The organism is Pseudomonas sp. GW460-12-10-14-TSB1 (assembly GCF_017349775.1).
GTDB lineage: Bacteria > Pseudomonadota > Gammaproteobacteria > Pseudomonadales > Pseudomonadaceae > Aquipseudomonas > Aquipseudomonas piscium.
On sequence record NZ_JACNAC010000072.1, the window covers coordinates 1 to 12,809 of the forward strand.

At 63.9% G+C, this 12,809-nt stretch carries 15 protein-coding genes; 8 read left to right on the forward strand and 7 right to left on the reverse strand.

All coding sequences use genetic code 11. From position 1 onward, the window contains the following. The first annotated feature begins 125 nt into the window (after positions 1-125). On the forward strand, positions 126-515 hold the full coding sequence (locus J4D52_RS27575; RefSeq protein WP_063432330.1) for a hypothetical protein: 390 nt from the start codon (positions 126-128) through the stop codon (positions 513-515). Positions 516-593: 78 nt separating this feature from the next. Here J4D52_RS27575 and J4D52_RS27580 read toward each other — a convergent pair whose 3' ends face one another. After that, positions 594-1,148, reverse strand: a complete 555-nt coding sequence (locus tag J4D52_RS27580; RefSeq protein ID WP_102678000.1) for a UPF0149 family protein — start codon at positions 1,146-1,148, stop codon at positions 594-596. 182 nt (positions 1,149-1,330) lie between these two features. Further along, positions 1,331-2,521, reverse strand: coding sequence for a class C beta-lactamase (gene ampC / locus J4D52_RS27585; RefSeq protein WP_102678002.1), 1,191 nt, complete (start codon positions 2,519-2,521; stop codon positions 1,331-1,333). A 182-nt stretch (positions 2,522-2,703) separates the two neighbouring features. Here ampC and J4D52_RS27590 point away from each other — a divergent pair, with 182 nt between their 5' ends. The 3 genes from J4D52_RS27590 to J4D52_RS27600 all read left to right on the forward strand — a co-directional run bounded on the left by J4D52_RS27590 (position 2,704) and on the right by J4D52_RS27600 (position 5,168). Next, on the forward strand, positions 2,704-3,582 hold the full coding sequence (locus J4D52_RS27590) for a LysR family transcriptional regulator (RefSeq protein WP_102678003.1): 879 nt from the start codon (positions 2,704-2,706) through the stop codon (positions 3,580-3,582). Between the two features lie 78 nt (positions 3,583-3,660). Then, entirely contained in the window at positions 3,661-4,377 is a 717-nt protein-coding gene (locus J4D52_RS27595; protein ID WP_063432393.1) for a transcriptional regulator, read from the forward strand. A gap of 5 nt (positions 4,378-4,382) precedes the next feature. After that, positions 4,383-5,168 carry a PhzF family phenazine biosynthesis protein gene (locus tag J4D52_RS27600; protein ID WP_063432320.1) on the forward strand — a complete coding sequence of 262 codons (786 nt, stop codon included), beginning with the start codon at positions 4,383-4,385 and terminating at the stop codon, positions 5,166-5,168. Positions 5,169-5,256: 88 nt separating this feature from the next. Here J4D52_RS27600 and J4D52_RS27605 read toward each other — a convergent pair whose 3' ends face one another. The 3 genes from J4D52_RS27605 to J4D52_RS27615 form a co-directional block, all read right to left on the reverse strand. Next, entirely contained in the window at positions 5,257-5,841 is a 585-nt protein-coding gene (locus J4D52_RS27605; protein ID WP_102678004.1) for an isochorismatase family protein, read from the reverse strand. A gap of 82 nt (positions 5,842-5,923) precedes the next feature. Continuing rightward, the gene (locus J4D52_RS27610; protein ID WP_102678005.1) at positions 5,924-6,760 is read right to left on the reverse strand and encodes a pirin family protein; all 837 of its coding nucleotides are present in this window, start codon (positions 6,758-6,760) and stop codon (positions 5,924-5,926) included. A 10-nt stretch (positions 6,761-6,770) separates the two neighbouring features. Further along, the gene (locus J4D52_RS27615; RefSeq protein WP_053280101.1) at positions 6,771-7,829 is read right to left on the reverse strand and encodes an alkene reductase; all 1,059 of its coding nucleotides are present in this window, start codon (positions 7,827-7,829) and stop codon (positions 6,771-6,773) included. Positions 7,830-7,931: 102 nt separating this feature from the next. On the opposite strand from J4D52_RS27615, the gene J4D52_RS27620 reads away from it, so the two are divergent. Further along, positions 7,932-8,813 carry a LysR family transcriptional regulator gene (locus tag J4D52_RS27620; protein WP_102678006.1) on the forward strand — a complete coding sequence of 294 codons (882 nt, stop codon included), beginning with the start codon at positions 7,932-7,934 and terminating at the stop codon, positions 8,811-8,813. A 35-nt stretch (positions 8,814-8,848) separates the two neighbouring features. On the opposite strand, the gene J4D52_RS27625 is transcribed toward J4D52_RS27620, so the two are convergent. Next, complete coding sequence (locus J4D52_RS27625; protein WP_025804920.1) at positions 8,849-9,736, reverse strand: LysR family transcriptional regulator; 888 nt, start codon at positions 9,734-9,736, stop codon at positions 8,849-8,851. Positions 9,737-9,869: 133 nt separating this feature from the next. Here J4D52_RS27625 and J4D52_RS27630 point away from each other — a divergent pair, with 133 nt between their 5' ends. Beyond that, entirely contained in the window at positions 9,870-10,856 is a 987-nt protein-coding gene (locus J4D52_RS27630) for a zinc-binding alcohol dehydrogenase family protein (RefSeq protein ID WP_102678007.1), read from the forward strand. A gap of 16 nt (positions 10,857-10,872) precedes the next feature. Beyond that, positions 10,873-11,352, forward strand: coding sequence for an SgcJ/EcaC family oxidoreductase (locus tag J4D52_RS27635; RefSeq protein ID WP_102678008.1), 480 nt, complete (start codon positions 10,873-10,875; stop codon positions 11,350-11,352). Between the two features lie 75 nt (positions 11,353-11,427). Here J4D52_RS27635 and J4D52_RS27640 read toward each other — a convergent pair whose 3' ends face one another. Beyond that, positions 11,428-11,859: a MarR family winged helix-turn-helix transcriptional regulator gene (locus tag J4D52_RS27640; protein ID WP_102678009.1), complete on the reverse strand. Its 432-nt coding sequence runs from the start codon at positions 11,857-11,859 to the stop codon at positions 11,428-11,430. A gap of 105 nt (positions 11,860-11,964) precedes the next feature. On the opposite strand from J4D52_RS27640, the gene surE reads away from it, so the two are divergent. Next, positions 11,965-12,759 (forward strand): 5'/3'-nucleotidase SurE, encoded by a 795-nt coding sequence (gene surE, locus J4D52_RS27645; protein ID WP_063432305.1) that lies wholly within the window; start codon positions 11,965-11,967, stop codon positions 12,757-12,759. Positions 12,760-12,809 lie beyond the last annotated feature (50 nt).

Sequence of the window (12,809 nt, forward strand, 5' to 3'; positions counted from 1 at the left end):
CCTACGGGGGGAGTTGGCAGCGTAGTGTGTGGCCTTGTTGTCATTGGTGGTGGGAGCTATGTGCTGGGTGAGGCGGGTAACGGGTTCGGGGCGTATTTGGGAGAGGTCGTTTATGAGGCAGGGAAATGAGTAACGTTACTACTGCTGATCTGGTACTGGCTTCTTTGGGGGGGATAACTTTTCTCGGCATGTTCACCATGATCGGTATCTATCTGTATTGGGGATATACCCGCATGGACGAGATGCTCGGGTATGTCAAAAACTGCCAGATGATCACCGGCAACAGGTTCTACCTGCATATGGGAGCCTGGGGGCGGATGATGATGGTGGGGGTGGTAGCGGGTTATCTGGCATGTCCCGGCTTCTTCATTAGAAGGGGATTGTTGGATGCTGATGAGATAAGCAACTTTCCTCAGCCTCTTAAAAGAAGACTGATTGTTTCGCATTGGATCATGGGCGGGCTGCTGGTGAGCCTGGGCCTGGAGTACATAGCGATGACGATAATAAGAAGCTAGTCCGCACTATTCACGATGCAGTCTGGCTCGCTAGCCTGGAGCCTGAGGGTAGGTGAGTGACCTACCCTCACGCCATTCTCAGCGTTGCGCCAACCAGTAATCGTGCAGCGCCCGGGCCGCCTGCTCGACGCTGGCCACTGTCTGACGGTGTTGAACCAGATCCAGGTCGGCCGGCAGTTCGAAGTTGTCCTGTTCGGCGCAGGTGATGATGGCTTGCAGTTGGGCGGCCTGGGTGGCAGGCAGTTCGGGCCAGTTGCTTACGGCCATGGCGCGGAGGTAGCCGAAGCACCATTCTTCCGCCAGCGTCAGCGGCTGGTCCTGATGCTCGGTCTGTTCGAAGCGCGGCTGAAAGCTCGCCGAGTCGCTCGCCAGTGCGGTGGCGAGGGCGTTCAGGTGGCGCACGCTCAGCTCGATGAAGCGCTTGCACTCCTCGGGGTCCTGCCAGTCCGGGTTCTGCCCGCCCCAGATGGCTGGGAACCATTCGGCGATGTCCACCTGGGCCGGGCCGGACACCAGGGCGGTGCAAAAACCGTCGAGCTCGGCCAGGTTGAGCACGGAATGGTCGTCGCCGTACTTGAGCAGGGTGTCTTCGATGAATTCGAACTCGGCGGGGCTGAGCGGCTGGTTATACATGGACGGCTTCCTTGGAAAAACGTGCGCCCCCAGGGGCTGCGCGGAAAAAGACGCGGAGGATGGCGCGTTCCGCCGGTTTTATCCAGCGCCGATCATCGTCGCGGAGCGCGTTGTGATGGATAAGGCGTGCCCCCAGCCGGTCCAGCGACCGGGTCCGTCAATCGACCCGGCCACTGTTTTTCTCAGGGTTGCGTAGCCGCGCCGACCTGCTTGTCCAGGGCATCGAGCAGGGCATGGGCGACCTTGACCCGTTCGGCGTTGGGGTAGTTCTTGTTCGCCAGCAGCACCAGGCCGATGTCCTTGCCGGGCACGAACAGCACATAGGCGCCGAAGCCGTTGGTGGAACCGGTCTTGTTCAACAGGGTATTGGCCCGTGGTGCCTGGGGCGGGGTAAACCAGCGGGTCGGGTGCGGTTCGAAGGCCATCTGCGACGAGTTGCCGGCCAGCAGGGCATCCAGGCTGAGCGGGTAGGGGTAGAGCTCCCAGCCCAGGCCCTGGGTCATGCCTTCGACCTGGTAATAGCCGGTGTGGGTGATGGCGATTGCCTGCGGCCAGGGTTGCGGCAGCGACTCGGGCTTGAGGTTGGCCTGGACGAAACGCAGCAGGTCGGCGGCGCTGGTCTTCACCCCGTAGGCCTCGGCATCCAGGGCGCCGGGGCCGACCCGCACCGGCTTGCCATCCTTGCCGTAGCCCTCGGCGTAATGGCTCATCTGCGAGTTCGGCACCTGGATATAGCTGTGTTGCAGGCCCAGTTGCGGGAACAGCTTCTGCTCCATCAATTGTTCGAAGGGCTGCCCCAGGCTTTGCGCGGCCAGGTAGCCGAACAGGCCGATACTCGGGTTCGAGTACAGGCGCTGGGCGCCGGGGGCAAAGGCCGGTTTCCAGGCCTGGTAGTAGCCGAGCATCTTGTCCTGGCTGTCCCACTGCGCCGGGAACTGCAACGGCAGGCCGCCGGCGCTGTAGGTTCCCAGTTGCAATAGGCTGATGTGCTCGAAGGCGCTGCCTTTCAATGCCGGCAGGTAGCGGCTGGCCGGGTCGTTCAGGGACAGTTTGCCGCTGGCCTGGGCATAGGCCCCCAGGGTCGCGGTGAAGAGCTTGCTCACCGAGCCGACCTCGAACAGCGTGTCGGCGTCGACGGCTTTCTGCCCCTCTTTGGAGGCCAGGCCGTAGTTAAAGTAATGGGGCTGCCCTTTGATGCTGATGGCCACCGCCATGCCGGCGATGTCCTGTTGTTGCATCAAAGGGCGGATCGCCGCGTCGACCAGGGGCTTGAGGGCGCTGTCCGGCTGGCCGGCGGCCAGACAGGCGCTGGCACCGGACAGCAGCAGGGAAACGGCGAAAAATCCAGATAGGGCTAGGTTTTTGTTGTGCATGATGGGCTGACATTCCATGATTTTGCAGGGTGATGGCCGCTACACTCCGAGCGGCTTTTGCCAGCGCCTGCCCTTGCAGTCAGGGGGCAGGGCGCTGCGAGCCGGCTCAATGTAGGCGGTTGGCGAAGGATCGACAAACGACGATATTTCGCAGGAGCCATTAGAAAAATTAGGGAGTGCTCATGATTCGACCCCATCTGCCGCTGAATGCCCTGCGGGCCTTCGAGGCCTCGGCGCGGCATTTGAGTTTTACCCGCGCGGCCATCGAGCTGTGCGTGACCCAGGCGGCGGTCAGTCATCAGGTGAAAAGCCTCGAGGCCCAGCTCAACGTCACCCTGTTCAAGCGCTTGCCCCGCGGGCTGATGCTGACCAGCGAGGGCGAAACCCTGCTGCCGGTGCTGTGCGAGTGTTTCGATCGCATCGCCGAAACCCTCGGCCGCTTCGAAGGCGGGCACTACCGTGAAATGCTCAGCGTCGGCGCGGTCGGTACCTTTGCCGTTGGTTGGTTGCTGCCGCGCCTGGAGGACTTCCAGGCGCGGCATCCGTTTATCGACCTGCGCCTGTCGACCCACAACAACCGGGTCGATGTTGCCGCCGAAGGCCTGGACTACGCCATCCGTTTCGGCAGTGGCGCCTGGCACGGCACCGATGCCATCCAGTTGCTGGAAGCGCCGCTGTCGGTGCTCTGCGTGCCGGAGCTGGCGCGGCAGCTGCACAGCCCCGCTGACCTGCTCGGCCAGACCCTGCTGCGCTCCTACCGTACCGACGAGTGGCCGGAATGGTTCAGCGCCGCCGGCCTGCCGGCCAGCACCCTGCCGTCGCGCAGCATCGTCTTCGACTCGTCCCTGGGCATGATGGAAGCCGCGCAGCAGGGCATAGGCGTGGCCCTGGCGCCGCCGCTGATGTTCGCCCGGCAGCTGCACGCCGGCAGCATCGTCCAGCCGTTCGCGGTGGGCATTACCACCGGCAGCTACTGGCTGACCCGTTTGCAGTCACGGACACAGAGCCCGGCGATGCTGGCGTTCAAGGAATGGCTGTTGGGGACCGTAGAGGAAGACTGAATGACTTTGGTCAACATTAAGTTGAATATTCAACTTAATGTTGATATTTTCGCCAGATTCTTTTTCTGCGAAACCGCCATGAAAACCCCCAGCAGCCCTTTTTCCCCCGAGTGTGCCGCCGAACGCCAGCTGGTGTTCAAGGTGCTGCACAGCACCCTGAACATGCTCGGCAGCGTGGTGGGCCGGCACACCGAAATCGTCCTGCATGACCTGACCCGGCCCGAGGCCTCTATCGTTGCCATCGCCAATGGCCATGTCACCGGTCGCCGGGTCGGCAGCCCGGTGCTGGCCGGGCCGCGCGAGGACCTGGGGTTTATCGCCGTGCGCCGGGCCATGGAGGATAGCTCCGGCAGCGAGCCGGTGCTGGTGGAGAACTACCCGACCACCGCGCCCGACGGTCGCCCGTTGCGCAGCTCGACGGTGGTGTATCGCGACAGCTGCGGCCAGCCCTTCGCCACCCTGTGCACCAACGCCGACCTCAGCGGTATCGCCGCCGCCCATGCCTGCCTGGGCGAGCTGCTGGGCCTGGGCACAGCCCCCGAACCGCGCCACGACGAGCCCCAGGACATGGAGCAGTTGATGGCGGAAATCATTCAGCAAGCCTGTCCCGGCGGCCGGGCATTGATGAAGAAGGCCCAGAAGCTCGACGCCGTGCGCAAGATGCAGGACCGCGGGCTGTTCATCGTCAAGGGCGGCATCGAGAAGGCCGCCGCGGCCCTGGGTGTCACCCGCTACACCATCTACAACTACCTGGACCAGATCCGGGCCACAGACCAAGCCAGTCAACAGGAGTGAACCCGATGCAGCTCGACATCTTTCAGGTGGATGCTTTTTCTTCCACGCCTTTCGGCGGCAACCCGGCGGCGGTCTGCCCGCTGGACGCCTGGCTGCCCGATGCCACGCTGCAATGGATCGCCGAAGAGAACAACCTCTCGGAAACCGCCTACTTCGTGCGCAACGGTGAGCTGTTCGAATTGCGCTGGTTCACCCCGACCGTGGAAGTCGACCTCTGTGGCCACGCCACCCTGGCGGCGGCCTGGGTGCTGTTCGAACAGTTGAACGAGCCCAGCGAACTGCTGCGTTTCAGCACCCGCAGCGGCGAGTTGCGCGTGCGCCGGGACGGCGAACGCCTGTCCATGGACTTCCCGGCCAAGCAGCCGGCGGCTGTGGAGATTCCGCCGAGCCTGCTGCAAGCCCTCGGCCTGCCGCGCGCAGAAGCCCTGTACCGTACCGACGACTATTTGCTGGTGGTCGAGGACGAAGGAATCATCACCGGCCTCAAGCCCGACTTCGCCGCCCTGGCCAACTTCGATGTGCGCGGCATCGCCGTCACCGCGCCGGGCAAGCAGTTCGACTTTGTCTCCCGCTGGTTCGGCCCCAGCGTCGGCGTCAACGAAGACCCGGTCACCGGTTCGGCCCACACCTCCCTGGCGCCGTACTGGGCCCAGCGCCTGGGCAAAACCCGGCTGAGCGCGGAGCAGGGTGGGGCGCGCAAGGGCCAGCTGTGGTGCGAGGTGCTGGATAACGGCCGGGTGCTGATCAGCGGCCAGGGCGCGCTGTATCTGAAGGGCACGATCTTTATCTGATGGCCTGGCGTTTCCTTCGCCAGGATCATCAGTGAACGAAGATCGCCGGAACCGCTTCATGCACTTCCGGCGATCCTTATTGCGGGGCTCAGCCTTGCAGCGCGGTCATCAGCACCTGCACCAGTTGACCGCCCTGCGGCGTCGCCCAGCTTCCCGCCAGTTCGGCGATCAGTTGGTTGGTGCTGGTCAGGGTCACGCCGCCCTTGTCCATCCGGCGCAGGGCAATGTCATCGGCCATGGCGCTGGGGGAGCCGCCAGCGTCGGCCACCACCTGCACTTCATAGCCATCGCGCACCAGGCTCAGGGCCGGATACACCGTGCAGACGTCATTGGTGACCCCGGCGATGATCAGTTTCTTGCGACCGGTGGCCTGGACCGCTTTGGCGAAGTTGTCATCGTCCATGGCGTTGACGATCCCCAGGCGCTTGATGCGGGCCGCGAATTCCCTGGGCAGGATCTGCTCCAGTTCACTCAGCAGCGGACCCTGGGCGTATTCCTCCATGCTCGAAGTCAGGACCACTGGCAGTTGCAGAATGCTGGCGGCCTTGGCGAGCATCAGCGCGTTGCGTTTCATCTCTTCGAAGGGAATGGATTTCACCCAGCGCATGGTCCCCACCTGGTGATCGATCAACAGCAGGGCGGCATTCTCGGTACTGAATCTTTCGTAGGACATGATGGTGCTCCTGGTATCTGAGGTTGGGGTGCTCGCGCCCTGGGAGGTGGAAGTGTTGCGCCCCGATTGATGGTCAGGGTGATCAGCGCGCTTGCAGCGTGCCGAACGCCCCGCGCTGGTAGGCCTCGACGGCCGCGGCCAGCGCCTCTTGCGAGGCAAGGGCCAGCGGCCCCTGCCAATACACCGGTTGCCCCAGGGGGCGCCCGGAAAACAGCACTGCCTTGGCCGGCCCCTGGTCCGCCCGCAGGCTGAGCTGGCGTTCCTCGGGCTGCGGCAGGCTTACCGGCAGCCGGGCCTGCATCAGGTCGAAGGGCTGGCCATCCACCGACAGCTCGCCGTCGATCGGCATCACGAAGGCGCCATGGCCCGCCGCGATCGGCACCCTCACCTGCGCGCCTGGCTCCAGAGAGATGTCGAGCAAGCTGACCTCGGTGGGCAGCGACAGTGGCGAGCGGACATCCCTGAAGCCGCCCAGCGGCACCCGGACTTTCACCCCTGGCAGCTGCACCACCGGCACGTCCTGGGCTTCGAGGCTGAAGACGAAGGGTGCCGCGCCCTGCAAGGGCTGCGGAAGGTTGATGAACACCTGCAGCATGTGCACGGTCTTGCCCGTCTCGGCGGGCACTTCCTCATGCACCACGCCTGTGCCCGCCGCGGTCCAGTGCAGGCCACCGGGCTGGATCAGGTTGCGGTTGCCCAGGGAGTCGCGGTTGTCGATCCCGGTCTCGGAGTCGAGAAACAGGTAGGACACCGCGGAAAAACCGGCATGGGGATGCGGCGGGAAGGTCGGCCCGCTGGTCCAGGCATGGTCGACCACGAGGAAGGGGTCGATGGCCGTGATGGGCTGGCCACCGCGCAGGGTGAAGGCCCGGAAGTGGCTGCCGTGGTTCATCCGCTGCAGGTGTGCGATGTGGGTCATGGCGGTGTCCTCAGGCACCCAGGCTCGGGTAGTCGATATAGCCTTGCGCGCCCGGGCTGTAGAAGGTCTCCTTGTGCGGCGCATTCAACTCGGCGCCCAGGCGGAAACGCTCGGGCAGGTCCGGGTTGGCGAGGAAGGCCGCGCCAAATACCACGGCATCGGCCCGGCCATCGGCGAGCAGCGCTTCGGCGGCTTGCTGGTCGAGCCCGCCACCGATCAGGTAGCGGCCGTCGAACAGCGGGCGCAGCAGGGCGTGGTAGTCGAGGCTGGCGCCGAACAGGGCCACGTGCAGGTAGGCCAGGTCGAGCCCGCGCAACTGCTCCACCAGGTAGCGGTAGGTCTGCTGCGGGTTGGCGTCGGTGATGTCGTTGAAGTTCATTTCCGGCGAGATCTTCAGGCCGACCCGGTCACCGCCGATTTCCGCGGTGAGCGCCGCCAGTACCTCAAGGACAAAACGCGCGCGGTTCTCCACCGAGCCGCCGTAGGCATCGTTGCGCTGGTTGCTGCCGGACGAGAGGAACTGTTCCGGCAGATAACCCGAGGCGGCATGCAGCTCGACCCCGTCGAAACCGGCCTCGATGGCCAGGTGCGCGGCCTGCCGGTAGCCCGCGACCACCATGGCGATTTCTTCCACGCTCAGGGCATGGGGGGTGACGAAATCCTGCAGGCCGGTCGCGGTCCAGGTCTGGCCTGCCGGTTTGATCGCCGAGGGGGCCAGGGGCAGGACGCCCTCAGGCAGCAGCGAAGGGTGAGAGATGCGGCCGCAGTGCATCAACTGCATGAAGATCTTCCCGCCGCGGGCGTGCACCGCCGCGGTGACCTGCTTCCACGCGGCCACCTGCGCCGCGGTTTCGATCCCCGGGGTACGCACATAGCCCTGGCCCAGAGCGGCGGGGAACACACCCTCGGAAATGATCAGGCCGGCGCCGGCACGCTGGGCGTAATAGGTCACCGCCAACTCGCTGGGCACCCCGGCGTCATCGGCGCGGGAACGGGTCATCGGCGCCATGACCAGGCGGTTGGACAAATGCTGGCGACCTAGTTGGACGGGGGTAAAAAGCGAATTCATGGCAGTGCTCCTCAATTGGCGATGTGGTTATCATTAATCAATCCAGAGGCGGGATAAATCCGCCTGAATTGAAATGACTGATCCACTGATGGAGCAATCGGCGTGGAATTGCTGAACGATATGGCGCTGTTCGTCGAGGTGGTGAAGGCGCGCAGTTTCCGCCGCGCGGCGGAAGCGATGGAGATGCCGAACTCGACCTTGTCGCGGCGCATCAGCGGCCTGGAAAAGGCCATCGGCCTGCGGCTGCTGCACCGCACCACGCGCAAGATCGAACTGACCGAGGCGGGGCAGCTGTACTTCGATCGCTGCAAGCGCATCGTCGAGGAGGCCCGGCTCGCCCACGAGCAGTTGGGGGAAATGCTGGCGCGGCCCAGCGGCCTGTTGCGGGCATCGCTGCCGGTGGATTTCGCCACTATCTACCTGGCGCCGCTGATCGCCGAGTTCGCCGGCCGTTACCCGGGCATCAGCTTCGATTTCGACCTGACGCCGCGCCAGGTCGACCTGATCAGCGAGCCGGTCGACCTGGTCATTCGCATGGGCGAGCCGCCAAGCTCGAACCTGATTGCACGCAAGCTTGCCAGCCTGCCGCGTTATCTGTACGCCTCACCGGCTTATCTGGAACGTTTCGGCGAACCGGTTCATCCGAGGGACCTGGCGGGGCATGAATGCCTGCGCCTGCGCTCGCCCAAAGCCGACAACTGGACGCTGTCCCGCCCTGGCGAAACGCTGGAGGTCGAGGTGGGCGGGCGCTTCCAGCTCAACAGCGTGGGCCTGATCCGTCGCCTGGCGACGCTCGACCTGGGCATCGCCGTGCTGGCGCAAGGCATAGTCGCCGAGGAATTGGCCAATGGCAGCTTGCGCAGGGTGATGCCGCAGTGGCAAGCCAGCCCCATCCCGGTCTACGCCCTCACCGAAACCCGCCTGCTGCCGGCGAAGACCCAGCGCTTTATCGAGTTTCTGCGGGAGCGGCTGGAGGAGGGGTGATCGACTCGGGTCGTGCCTGGGCCCCTCAGGATCGATCACTGCCGGGTAGACGATACCTCTGTCAGATAGCCCATGTAGCCCTGGGCGAAGTCCAGGTAGGCCCGCACGATGGCCGATGGGTGACGATGGGACGGGTAGAGCAGATTGATTTGCTGCTCCGGCAAGGGATGGTCGGGCAGCAGCGCCAATAGCCGGCCTTCGCGGATGGCGCGTGCCGCGAGGAAGGGCGGCAGCTCCGTCACCAGGTCACCGGCCAGCGCGCGGCTGCGCAGGTGCGCATAGTCGTTGGTGGCGAGCATAGCCCTGGGCCTGAAGGCCACGTCTCCCAACTGCCAGGTCCCCGGGCTGCCCTGGCTCCAGACACCGCAGGGGTAGGCGTTCAGCGCCTCGACGCTGCTGGGTGGGCCCAGCCGCTCGATCAACCCGGGACTGGCCACCAGCAGGTGGCGATAGCTCAGCAGGCGGCGGGCAACCATGGTCTCGTGGGTAATCGCACCGACCCGCAGCGCCACATCCACACCGTCTTCGATCAGGTCGATGCGCCGTTCCGTGGTATGCACACTGACCTCGACCTGCGGATAGCGGCGCTGGAATGCCGACAGCACATCCCACCAGGGTTCGAACGAGGGCGGCAACGACAGCCGCAAACGGCCCTTCAACAGCGCCTGATCGCTGATCACCGCCTGTTCGCCCTCGACCAATGCCTCGATGCCGCGGCTGGCGTGTTCGTACAGGCGTGCCCCCGAGTCGGTGAGCTTGGTGCCCCGTACCGAGCGTTCGAGCAGTTGTACCTTCAGCTGTTGTTCGAGTTCGCGAATACGCCGGCTCAAGGTCGGCAGGGGAATCTCCAGGCGTTCGGCGGCGGCGGAAAGGCTGCCGGTCTGCGCCACGCTGACAAACATCCGGACGGCGTTGAAGTCCATGATTGCTCCTCTCATTGGTGAGAGGAAGCCTATCTGTTGTGTGGATTATCTTCCAGTTTCGATTGATGGATAGTGAGGCCACTTGCCCAGATGGCAATGGCTTCAACCCACAACGTACTTGAGGAACTCCACCATGAAAGCTTATGTGATCGAACAGACCGGCGGCCCGGAAGTCCTGCAACTGCGGGATATCCCATCCCCCGCGCCGACGGCCGACGAAGTGCTGATCCGCGTTCGCGCCTTTGGCCTCAACCGCGCCGAAACCTATCTGCGCGCTGGCAAGATGGGCGCCATCAGCGCACCTCGGGTGCCGGGCATCGAGGCGGTAGGCGAAGTCATCCAGGACCCTTCGGGCCTGTTGCGCACTGGCCAGCGGGTGGTCACGGCCATGGGGGGCATGCAGTTCACCCGTAACGGCAGCTACGCCGAGCAGGTGACGGTGCTGTGCAACAATGTGATCGCGCTGGACGACACTTCGCTGTCCTGGGAACAGCTGGCCACGCTGCCCGAGGCGTACCTCACGGTATGGGGCGCGCTGGACAAGAGCCTGGGCATCCAGAAGGGCCAGACCTTGCTGGTACGCGGCGGTACTTCATCGGTTGGCCTGGCCGCCATTACCTATGCCAAGGCTCGCGGATTGAAGGTCATCGCGACCACCCGCAGCCCTGAAAACAGCCAGCGCCTCTACCAGGCAGGGGCCGACGTGGTGGTGGTCGACAACGGCGACATTGCCCCGCGCATTCGCGAAATCGCGCCCGATGGGGTCGATGCCGCCCTGGAAATCGTAGGCGCGCCCACCCTGCGGGACACCCTCAAGACCCTGCGCCCCTTCGGCGCGGTGAGCGTGATCGGACTGCTCGGTGGTGCCCCCATCCTGGAGCAATTCCACCTGATGCAGGACCTGCCCGCGGGCGTGCGCCTGAACTTCTTCCCGAGCGGCTTGTTCGGGACGCCGGCCTTGCCCCTGCAGGACACGCCACTGCCCTGGCTGGCCAAGGAACTCGCCGCCAAGCGCATACCGTCGATCCATACCCGAACCTTCGCCTTTGACGAAGTCCGCGAGGCGCACCGCTTGATGGAAAGCGATCGCGCCCTGGGCAAGCTCGTCGTGGTGCTTTGATCTCAAGGAGAACAGCATGCGTATCCCATTGATCACACTGATGCTCGGCAGCCTGTTGCTGCCCCTGGCGGCCCAGGCCGCCAAGCCGGGCGCCGAGGCGGGGGTGACCGCGGCGGTCACCCAGCAACTCAAGCGTTATGAAACGGCGCTGAACACCTCCGACCTCGACCAGGTCATGACCCTGTATGCCGGCGATGCGGTGTTCATGCCGCAGAACAGCCCGCCGGCTGTAGGCCGTGACGCGGTACGCGCGGCGTATCGGCAGGTCTTCGACCTGATCAGGCTGAACGTGCGTTTCACCATCGATGAGATCCAACCGCTGTCACGGGACTGGGCGTTCGCCCGGACTCGTTCCAACGGAACGGTCAAGCTGCTGAAGGGCGATCAGCCTGCCAGCGCCGAAGGCAACCAGGAGGTTTTCCTGTTGCATCGAGAAAGCGATGGCCAATGGCGTTTTGCACGCTACATCTTCTCGACCACCCAGCCACGCCAGTAGATGAGGGAAGCAGAGGCGCGGCGCTGTCTTGGGACCTGCCACGAGTGGATCACAGTTTTCAAGCGCGCCTCTTTTTTACAGGTCACCCGGCAGGCTGAAGGCACTGAGTTTCTCCATCAGTGCTCCGGCCGCTGCCAGTTGTTTGCGTTCCTTATCCGTTAGGCAGGTGTTCACCGCGCTGTCCAGCCATTGATCACGTTGATCCCGGCTGGCCTGCAACACCAGCCGGCCTTTTTCGGACAGCTCTAGCCAGGTGCGGCGACGATCGCCGGTGTCCTGGGTGCGGGTAATCAGTTCACGGGCTTCCAGGTCCCGCAGCAGCGAGGCGAGGTTGGAGGAGCGCATGTTTTCCTCTTCGGCGATTTTCGAGGGCGTGGCCATGCCGTCCATCCGCTCGATTGCACTCATCACCAGCATCTGCGACCAGGTCTCGGGAGTGTTCTGCGCCTCCTGGCGCAGGCGTTTGCCCAGGCGGGTCAACTGTCCGCGAAACAACGAAATATTCATGCCGTCATACCTATGAAAAAATAGCTATGTAATTATAGCTAAATACGGTTCGCGACGATGCCCATTCCGAGCGTCGGACCGGGAACATCACGAGGGGGGATTACGATGGCTAACGATCATCCGAGATTCGCGCGGATTCTTCTCACCAACGATGACGGCATAGACGCACCAGGGCTCAAGATTCTCGAACGCATCGCGGGCCAACTGGCGCGTGAGGTCTGGGTTGTGGCGCCGTTGCTCGATCAAAGCGGCACCTCTCATTCGCTGAGCCTTCACACACCTCTGCGGCTGAGTTGCCATGGCCAAAGACGCTTTGCGGTCACCGGGACGCCGGGCGATTGCGTGGCAATGGCGTTGGGGCATCTGCTCAATCACGACCGGCCCGACCTGATTCTGTCTGGGGTCAACCGAGGCGCGAACCTGGGGGTGGAAACGGTATTTTCGGGGACGGTCGGCGGCGCCATGACGGGGTTGCTGTTTGGCGTTCCTGCCATCGCCTTGAGCCAGGCCTTTACCGACAGAAGTACGGTGCCTTGGGATAACGCGCTCAATCATGGGCCGCAAGCCATCACGCAACTGATGGACATGAACTGGCCCGAGGATGTTTGCTTGAACGTCAACTTTCCCGACTGCGCGCCGGATGCCGTGCTTCCATTGAAACTGACGCGTCAAGGCTCGGGGCGCTTGAACGGCGTTTCCGTGCGTACGGAAAACGATCCTCGCGGGCTTGAATATCACTGGCTGAAGCTGGACAGGCACACGCAAGCCGATGAGCCAGGCACTGAGACGGCGGAGCTTCTCGCCGGGCATATCACCGTGACACCGCTGCAATTCGAGCGGACTCACGACAAGGCACTCTTCTCATTTGAACAACAGAATCGAGGCTCGCTGGTTGGGTAGCGCGGCTTTTTCAGACGGGGGGATGGCTTTCAAACAGCTTCGGGCAAGGT

Bases quoted from the DNA above. Each gene is read 5' to 3' on its own strand.
- J4D52_RS27630 (WP_102678007.1), top strand. From the start codon at position 9,870: ATGAAAGCTTATGTGATCGAACAGACCGGCGGCCCGGAAGTCCTGCAA.
- surE (WP_063432305.1), top strand. From the start codon at position 11,965: ATGGCTAACGATCATCCGAGATTCGCGCGGATTCTTCTCACCAACGAT.
- J4D52_RS27590 (WP_102678003.1), top strand. From the start codon at position 2,704: ATGATTCGACCCCATCTGCCGCTGAATGCCCTGCGGGCCTTCGAGGCC.
- J4D52_RS27580 (WP_102678000.1), bottom strand. From the start codon at position 1,148: ATGTATAACCAGCCGCTCAGCCCCGCCGAGTTCGAATTCATCGAAGAC.
- ampC (WP_102678002.1), bottom strand. From the start codon at position 2,521: ATGCACAACAAAAACCTAGCCCTATCTGGATTTTTCGCCGTTTCCCTG.
- J4D52_RS27635 (WP_102678008.1), top strand. From the start codon at position 10,873: ATGCGTATCCCATTGATCACACTGATGCTCGGCAGCCTGTTGCTGCCC.
- J4D52_RS27600 (WP_063432320.1), top strand. From the start codon at position 4,383: ATGCAGCTCGACATCTTTCAGGTGGATGCTTTTTCTTCCACGCCTTTC.
- J4D52_RS27605 (WP_102678004.1), bottom strand. From the start codon at position 5,841: ATGTCCTACGAAAGATTCAGTACCGAGAATGCCGCCCTGCTGTTGATC.
- J4D52_RS27575 (WP_063432330.1), top strand. From the start codon at position 126: ATGAGTAACGTTACTACTGCTGATCTGGTACTGGCTTCTTTGGGGGGG.
- J4D52_RS27640 (WP_102678009.1), bottom strand. From the start codon at position 11,859: ATGAATATTTCGTTGTTTCGCGGACAGTTGACCCGCCTGGGCAAACGC.
- J4D52_RS27595 (WP_063432393.1), top strand. From the start codon at position 3,661: ATGAAAACCCCCAGCAGCCCTTTTTCCCCCGAGTGTGCCGCCGAACGC.
- J4D52_RS27610 (WP_102678005.1), bottom strand. From the start codon at position 6,760: ATGACCCACATCGCACACCTGCAGCGGATGAACCACGGCAGCCACTTC.
- J4D52_RS27615 (WP_053280101.1), bottom strand. From the start codon at position 7,829: ATGAATTCGCTTTTTACCCCCGTCCAACTAGGTCGCCAGCATTTGTCC.
- J4D52_RS27625 (WP_025804920.1), bottom strand. From the start codon at position 9,736: ATGGACTTCAACGCCGTCCGGATGTTTGTCAGCGTGGCGCAGACCGGC.